Genomic DNA, 8,031 nt, shown 5'->3' with positions numbered 1-8,031 from the left:
GATTGAACTGAGGAAGTCCAATGTCAAGGTCACCTCAGTTTTTCCCGGTGCGGTAGACTCCTCCTGGTGGGACAAGTTTGACTTCGACTTCCCAAGAGACCAGATGGTGACGGTGGATAATGTGGTAGAGGCCGTCTGGGCGGCTATTGTTCAGGAAGGACGGTCAGTGATTGAAGAGATCGACCTTCGGCAAGTAGGGGGAGATTTCTAGTTAACTGCTACTTCAGTAGAACCATCTTCATTGTCTTAGAATAACTGTCCGCCTTGATCCTGTAGATATACAGACCAGCGCATATCCATATATAATCAAGTTACGTTACAAGAAAGTAATAATCAATTAGCAACAGACGCTGCTGAGCAAGACTATCTCCTGCAAACCCATCCAATCAGTCTCCCGCACTACGGGCATAAATAACAGTCAGCTCCACCTCCGGCGCAACGGCACTCAACACACTTCGCGACGCATCTGCCTGGCTGCTGATTGAGGACGTCAGTTCAACCAGCACCGCCTTGCGGATATCGGAGAAGGATTCCGCACAAAGATTGAGATGAGCGATAGCCGCTTCCATGGGTGACATACTCGGATTGAACGCGGCGTTTTCGGCGTACGGTCCGATGTATATTCTTCCGTTTTTGGTGGAAAGGGCCGCGCCGGCGTAACCTTTGGAGTACGGGGCATAACTCATGTTCGCCGCTCTTAATGCCGCCAGGACGACCTTATCCTGAGATTTTTCTTTCAGCACCAGCTTATGGTTATCTGCTGTCATCAGTCCTCCCTCGATACCAAGATTTCGCGGTCCAAACGCCACAGGCAATAGATCGCTCAATCCTACAGCCGGCCCCGGGGGATCCATAATCCGCAATGTAGGAGCTGACGCCAGCTCATTAAGGAACTGCAGACAGTAGCCACACGGGGCGCCGCCAACATCAATGGCTTCAAGTTCTGTTTCACCGTGTACCCATGCATTGATGGTCGCCGCTTGCTCTGCGTGAACGGTGAAGCTTAACGCTTCACCGACGAATTCAACATTAGCGCCGAAGTATAGATTTCCGCTCAATCCGCGACTGACGGCACCGACCCTGTAGTTGGAGATGGGTGGCCTGGCGTATAACCTCGCAAGAGGCCGCAGGACATCCATTACCTGATGGACAGTCACCTCCAGTTCGCGGGCAATGTAGAGCGCATCTTCGGCGGGTATCACACCACAGAAGGTGTCGGATGTCATCAATTCGCGCAGTCTTTCCCTGACTGTTACCGGGAGACCACTGATGACTTTTTCAAACGATTCTTGGTTAATCGACTGAGTACGGAAGTTGGCTGGCGGGGAAGCAGCGGAGCAGGTAATCATACCAGCCAGCAACAACAGTCTGAACATATAGAGTTTTTTCATGTCTGATTCCTTAGTGTGAACTGGAGTGTGATCCTGATTTGCTGATGCCAAATTAGCTACAGTTTTTCTTAGAATAATAGAAATTCTGGAGTGACCGATATTCCCGCGAAGCCACTCATGCCTGCCCTGACCTACGGGGGGCCAGCCTTCTCCCAGAGGGCTGTCAGGCCGTCACCAATCCGCCGGATGGCGAAGATTAGTAACGGCTTCAGAGTATCCTCAAACCAGTTTAGCTAGACCAAGCTCAGAAACTGGATTGAGGGTCTGAATGGCTATCAATCTTCATCGTTTTTCTCCTCGTCATGCCGCTGTAAATTAAATATCTTTTGACGCCGCATTCAGACAACCATGAAAGCTGAAACAGTCCGCCAGCAGTTTATCGATTTCTTTAGGGAGAAAGATCACGCCTTCGTCCGCAGTGCGTCACTCGTGCCTCAGGACGATCCGACACTCCTGTTCACCAACGCCGGTATGAACCAGTTCAAGAATATCTTTCTTGAGAAGGAGAAGGCGAAGCACGATCGCATCGTAAACTCACAGAAGTGCATTCGCGTCAGCGGCAAGCACAACGATCTGGAAGAGGTGGGACACGACACATTTCATCACACCTTTTTTGAAATGCTCGGTAACTGGTCTTTCGGCGACTATTACAAGGAAGGGGCTATCCTCTACGCATGGGAGCTGTTCACCGAGGTTTGGGGGCTCGATAAGAACCGCCTGTGGGCGACCGTCTACAAGGATGACGATGAAGCTGATGAGTTGTGGAAGAAGGTGACCGATATCGGTGCCGATCGTGTTCTCCGCTTCGGTAAGAAAGACAACTTCTGGGAGATGGGGGAGACTGGGCCGTGCGGACCGTGTTCGGAGATTCACTACTATGTCGGCGACGATCCCTCAAAGCAGAGTCCGGCAGGCGTCAACGCTTCTGATCAGTACTGGGAGTTGTGGAATCTCGTCTTCATTCAGAACAACCGCAATGCTGATGGATCGCTGGACGACCTGCCCAAGAAGCATGTGGACACGGGTGCGGGATTGGAACGCATCGTTGCTGTTCTTCAAGACAAGACCAGCAGCTACGATACCGATCTCTTTCAGCCCCTCATCCGCCGGCAGGAGAAGATCCTGCGTAAGAAATACAGTGCTAACCTGGTTGCACACCGCGCCATTGCCGATCATATCCGCATGCTCACCTTTTCCATTGCCGACGGTGTCCTGCCGTCTAACGAAGGACGCGGCTACGTGGCGAGGCGTATTCTGCGCCGGGCGGCCCGGTTCGGTCACACTCTTGGCAAGCACGAACCGTTCCTGCATCAGCTTGTCGCGACGGTGGTGGAGCAGATGGGTGACGTCTATCCCGAAGTGCTCGAGAAACAGTCCCACGTAGAAAAGGTTATCGAAGCGGAGGAGGTTCATTTCAACGAGACTCTGGATCGAGGTATCGAGCAGTTCGAGAAGATTGTGGCTGACCTGTCCGAAAAGGTCGTACCGGGTGTGGCGGCTTTCCGGCTGTACGACACTTACGGTTTTCCCGTTGATCTCACGGATCAGATGGCGAAAGAGCGCGGCCTCACAGTGGACTTCGAAGGGTTTGAGCAGGCAATGGAGGGACAGCGTGAGCGTGCGCGATCCCTGGCAAAGTTCAAGCTCGATAGTTCAGACGAAGAGTGGACATACCTGACGAAGGGCGCCGACTCACAGTTCCTCGGTTATAGTGACCTTGACCTCACGTCTGAATCGGTGATCCGGCGCTATCAGCAGTCTGGCGGCAGCGTCCTGCTGGTTCTGGACAGAACGCCGTTTTATGCCGAGCAGGGTGGGCAGATAGCCGACACAGGTTTTATTTCAGGCAAAAGTTTCAAGATCCGGGTGACCGAGACTGTCAAGGACGGTACCAGTCATATCCACGTGGGAGAATTTGTGGACGGCAAGGAAATCACGTCCGAGAAGGTGACAGCCGATGTGGATAGCGTACGGCGCCAGAATATCCGCAAGAACCACACGGCTACGCATCTTATGCACAGAGCGCTTAAGATGGTACTCGGCGATCATGTCCACCAGGCGGGATCACTGGTGGCGCCGGACTACCTGCGTTTCGATTTGACTCACTACCAGAGGATTTCCGCCGATGAACTCCGCCGGATCGAACAGATCGTGAACGAGGAGATCATCAGGAATACGGCACTCGACATTAGTGTCAAGGATTATGATTCTGCGCGCAAGGAAGGCGCCACTGCCATTTTTGAGGAGAAGTACGGCGATGAGGTGAGAGTTGTCTCTATCGGCGATTTTTCCAAGGAATTGTGCGGCGGCACTCACGTGGAGAGAACCGGCGATATCGGCTTTTTTAAGATTACCGAGGAGTCTTCCCTGGCGGCCGGTGTGCGGCGCATGGTGGCGGTGACCGGTCCCGCAGCAGTGGAGTATGTAGGCAAGGGATTCGATTCGCTGACCCACGTGAGGGAACTGCTTAACTGTGGTCTTGATGAGGTGGCGGAGCGGGTGGCTGTCCTCGTGGAACAGCGCAAACAGCTGGAGAAGGATCTCAAGAAACGACGCTCTTCGGACAGCGGTTCCGAACTGAAGAAGGTGGTACAGGGTGGCTGCACCGTGGGTGATTATCGCGTGGTCAGCTCAAAAGTAGAGGCGGCTGATCTGGACCATCTGAAATCGATTGGTGATACGGTGATTCAGCTCTTGGGGAGCGGTATTGGCATCCTGGGAGCGGTCATCGAAAAGAAGCCGACTGTCGTCTGCGTCGTGACACAAGATCTGGTAAAGAAAGGCCTTAAGGCGAACAATCTCGTAAAGGAGATAGGGGCGAAGCTCGGCGGCGGCGGTGGGGGTAAACCCCATCTTGCTACGGCGGGAGGCAAAGACAGTAAGAAAATGAGTGCCGTTCTCAAGAAGGCTGAATCGACTTTCGTTCAGCTGTTGAGGGAGCTGGATGGCTGATCACCTCATCTTCCACAAGAGTCGCAGCGGCAAGATAGGCTGTTCCCTCCCCGAATGTGACGTACCGTGGGTCTCGCCACGCGATATCTTCGGCGAGACCGTTCTCAGGCAGTCAGAAGCAAAACTCCCTGAAGTGACAGAACCTGATGTTGTGCGCCACTACACCAATCTCTCGGCGAAGAACCATCATGTAGATAAGGACGTCTATCCACTCGGTTCGTGCACCATGAAGTACAATCCCAAGGTGAACGACGCCATGGCTCAACTGGCGGGATTCCAGCACACCCATCCGTTGCAGCGAGAAGAGACAGTTCAGGGCGCATTGGCGCTCATGTGGGGACTGGAAGAACAGCTTAAGGCTGTCACTGGGATGAGCCGTTTTACACTTCAGCCTGCCGCCGGCTCCCAGGGTGAACTGGTGGGCGTACTCATCATGCACAAGTATCATTCCCTAAAGGGAAATTCGAAAAAGACAATTTTGATTCCGGACACCGCCCACGGTACGAACCCGGCCAGCGTCGCCATGGCGGGATATGATGTCGTTCAGATTAAGTCAAATGCTGAGGGACGCATCGATCTCGATGACTTGAAAGCCAAACTATCTGACGAAGTAGCGGGCATGATGCTGACCCAGCCTAACACGGTAGGGCTTTTCGAGAGTGACATACAGGAGATCAGCACTCTGATTCACAGCGTGGACGGGCTCATCTACATGGACGGTGCCAACCTGAATGCCTTGCTGGGCATCGTGCGGTCGGCAGAAATGGGATTCGACATCGTTCATATCAACCTTCACAAAACCTTCTCCACACCCCACGGCGGCGGCGGACCCGGGGCCGGCCCCATCGGCGTGGTGGAAAGACTGGAACAGTTTCTCCCTGTCCCTCTTGTGCAGAAAAATGACAGCGGTTACGGGTGGGACTACGACGTACCAAATTCTATCGGCCGTGTTCACGCCTTCTACGGCAACTTCGGCATCCTCGTCCGCGCCTATACCTACATTTCCATGCTGGGGAAAGAGGGGCTCCCTGTTCTATCACGACAGGCAATCCTGAATGCCAACTATCTCAAGAAGAAGATTGAAGCGGCGTACGATCTTTATCAGTCGCAGCACTGCATGCACGAATTTGTAGCCAGCGCTACCCGGCAGAAGGAGAGAGGTGTGAGAGCACTCGATATCAGCAAGCGTCTGCTCGATTTCGGGTTTCATGCACCTACGGTCTATTTCCCCATCAGCGTACCGGAGGCGATGATGATTGAACCTACTGAATCAGAGACGAAAGAGAGTCTAGACCGCTTCGCCGAAGCTCTGTTGCAGATCGATCGTGAATCGAAGAGTGATCCCGATCTCGTTATCAATTCGCCCTACAGTACGCCTGTCAGAAGACTGGACGAGGCCGCTGCCAACCGTAAACCGGATCTGAGGTGGAGAAGTGAATGAAATTTGTGGACGAGACATCGCGCATCATTGTCTCCCTTGAGCGCAACGACAGAATGATGGAATCGCTGACGGCTGTAGCCCGGGAACTCAATATTGTCTCCGGTGACGTCACGGGGATCGGTGCTCTTACCGATGTGACGCTTGCCTACTATGATCTCGATAGGAAAGAATTCCTCACTCAAGAATTCTCCGATAGATATGAACTGATCTCATGCGTCGGCAATATCGCAGTCAAGGATGGGGAGAAGTTTGTTCACACCCATATCACACTCAGCGATAGGGATTTCAAGGTCTACGGCGGCCATCTCTTTGAAGCCACTGTTTCCGGAGCGGGAGAATTTGTCATTTATCCATTTTCTCACGAGATTCAGCGTAAACACGACGATGTAACGGGGCTTTTCCTTATGGATCTCGAAAACTGTAAGCTGGCCGGGGAACGCCTTGTCTATCCTGACTAACGGTCCCATGATTACGGAAGTCATCTCCATCGTCAAACACCTTACACTAAGGAAGCGAATATGAGCAGATCTATCATCAGAACAGAATCAGCACCCAAAGCCGTAGGGACTTACAGTCAGGGCGTAGCCACCGATGATCTGATTTTCACGGCGGGGCAGATTCCGCTCGATCCGGCCACAGGTAAGATTATAGAAGGCGAATTCAAGGAGAGAGTACATCAGGTTCTGAAGAATCTGAACGGAGTTCTCAGCAGTGCTGGAAGTTCACTCGATAGCGCAGTGAAACTGACCGTCTTTCTGACGGATATGTCCCGTTTCACAGAACTGAATGAAGCGTTCAGCGAAGTCTTTAGTAAAGATCCCCCGGCGCGTTCGGCTGTGGAAGTGAGCGCCCTCCCGCTGGGGACAGACGTAGAAATTGAATGCATCGCAACACGGGAGTAATATGCGTTATCTTTTTGTTTTAAATCCCCTCGGCGGCCGCGGCCGGGCGCTGAAACTGATGGACAGGCTCGAGCCTGTTCTTATGGAGCGTGGCGTTGATTATGAGATCTGTCATACTGAAGCGCCAGAACACGCTACGGAAATCACCCGCGAGAAACGGGAAGACTATGATGTTGTGGTAGCTTTCGGCGGTGATGGAACCATGAATGAAGTGGTCAACGGGATCGTGGGATCGGACACGGCGCTGGGGATGATACCGCTCGGAACCGGCAACGATTTTGCCAGGAGCTGTCGCATGCCGCTGAAATTTGACGACGCTGTTGAGAATCTCCTGACAGGCCAGCCGAAGAAGATCGATCTGGGCGTGTTCAACGGCGACAAGTATTTTGCCAATGTGGTTGGAGTCGGTTTTGACGCTTATGCCGGTAACGAGAGCAAGAAGATACAGAAGCTCAAAGGGACGGCGGTTTACGTCTATGCCGTGTTCAAGACGCTGCGGCACTACGATTCCATCCCCATGACTATCGAACTGGACGATCAAAAGATTGAAGAACCGACCTACCTCATATCGGTGGGTAACGGGTGGTCGGTGGGCGGCGGGCTGCAGCTTACACCCGATGCTGTCATTGACGACAGCACTTTTCACGTCTGCCAAATCAGCGATATCTCTTCCATGAAGGTGGTGGCTAATTTTACCAAATTGTTTAACGGTAGAATAGATGATCTTGATGAGGTATCACTGCGCACCTCGCGGAAAGTAAAAATTTCCAGCGAAGTTCCGCTGCCGATTCATATCGACGGCGAGATACCCGAGAGGGAGATAACAGAAATCGAGATAGAAATGATTCCCGAAGGGCTGTCTGTGGTAGGGAACTGGGCAGCTCAAAGTCAGGGAGCAGGCGTTGCGTGAGACGAATCTACTGCATTATTCTAATTCCCCTTGTAATCGCTGGGTCTGAACCTGCCGACAGTCTTGATGTGGCAAAATCCCCTCGGAAAGCAATTCTCTATTCCACTCTACCCGGCGGCGGGCAGATCTACAATGGTAAATATCTTAAGGCAGCGATCATCTTTGGTGCTGAGGTCTATGTAGTGTCTCAATTCATCCTGAACCGGTCTTACTATCACGACTGGGAAGAGGGGAAGTATGAGCTTCCGAAATATCGTTATCGCCAGCTGAGAAACAAGTATGCATGGTGGATCGGCTTCATCTATATTTACGGTCTACTGGATGCGCTCGTTGACAGTCACTTGTCATCGTGGAATCCGGTGGAGTTTGAGGGACTTGATGATGAAAAAGAAATAGAAGAGCAAACTGAAGGAAACTAATATGGCTAAACGCGAA

At 52.4% G+C, this 8,031-nt stretch carries 8 protein-coding genes; 7 read left to right on the top strand and 1 reads right to left on the bottom strand.

Features of this window, described 5'->3' with window-relative positions:
- Positions 1-211: SDR family NAD(P)-dependent oxidoreductase (locus QF669_08645; protein MDP6457496.1), on the top strand; the 211-nt coding region annotated here is incomplete at its 5' end.
- Between the two features lie 175 nt (positions 212-386).
- On the opposite strand, the gene cdd is transcribed toward QF669_08645, so the two are convergent.
- A complete protein-coding gene (gene cdd / locus QF669_08640) occupies positions 387-1,391 on the bottom strand; it encodes a cytidine deaminase (GenBank protein MDP6457495.1) in 1,005 nt (334 codons plus the stop codon).
- A 348-nt stretch (positions 1,392-1,739) separates the two neighbouring features.
- On the opposite strand from cdd, the gene alaS reads away from it, so the two are divergent.
- From alaS to QF669_08610, 6 genes are read left to right on the top strand one after another with little or no spacing between them, the layout of a single operon-like run.
- Entirely contained in the window at positions 1,740-4,343 is a 2,604-nt protein-coding gene (gene alaS / locus QF669_08635) for an alanine--tRNA ligase (GenBank protein ID MDP6457494.1), read from the top strand.
- Positions 4,336-5,784: an aminomethyl-transferring glycine dehydrogenase subunit GcvPB gene (gene gcvPB, locus QF669_08630; GenBank protein ID MDP6457493.1), complete on the top strand. Its 1,449-nt coding sequence runs from the start codon at positions 4,336-4,338 to the stop codon at positions 5,782-5,784. The genes alaS and gcvPB overlap by 8 nt, the downstream gene beginning before the upstream one ends.
- Positions 5,781-6,242, top strand: coding sequence for a DNA-binding protein (locus QF669_08625; protein MDP6457492.1), 462 nt, complete (start codon positions 5,781-5,783; stop codon positions 6,240-6,242). Before gcvPB ends, QF669_08625 begins: the two co-directional genes overlap by 4 nt.
- Positions 6,243-6,302: 60 nt before the next feature.
- Complete coding sequence (locus QF669_08620; GenBank protein ID MDP6457491.1) at positions 6,303-6,686, top strand: RidA family protein; 384 nt, start codon at positions 6,303-6,305, stop codon at positions 6,684-6,686.
- 1 nt (position 6,687) lies between these two features.
- Positions 6,688-7,596 (top strand): diacylglycerol kinase family lipid kinase, encoded by a 909-nt coding sequence (locus QF669_08615; protein MDP6457490.1) that lies wholly within the window; start codon positions 6,688-6,690, stop codon positions 7,594-7,596.
- Positions 7,593-8,015, top strand: a complete 423-nt coding sequence (locus QF669_08610; protein MDP6457489.1) for a DUF5683 domain-containing protein — start codon at positions 7,593-7,595, stop codon at positions 8,013-8,015. The genes QF669_08615 and QF669_08610 overlap by 4 nt, the downstream gene beginning before the upstream one ends.
- The last annotated feature ends 16 nt before the right edge of the window (positions 8,016-8,031 follow it).

The organism is Candidatus Neomarinimicrobiota bacterium (assembly GCA_030743815.1).
Lineage (GTDB): Bacteria > Fidelibacterota > Marinisomatia > Marinisomatales > S15-B10 > UBA2146.
This window is presented reverse-complemented; position numbering and strand designations above follow the sequence as displayed.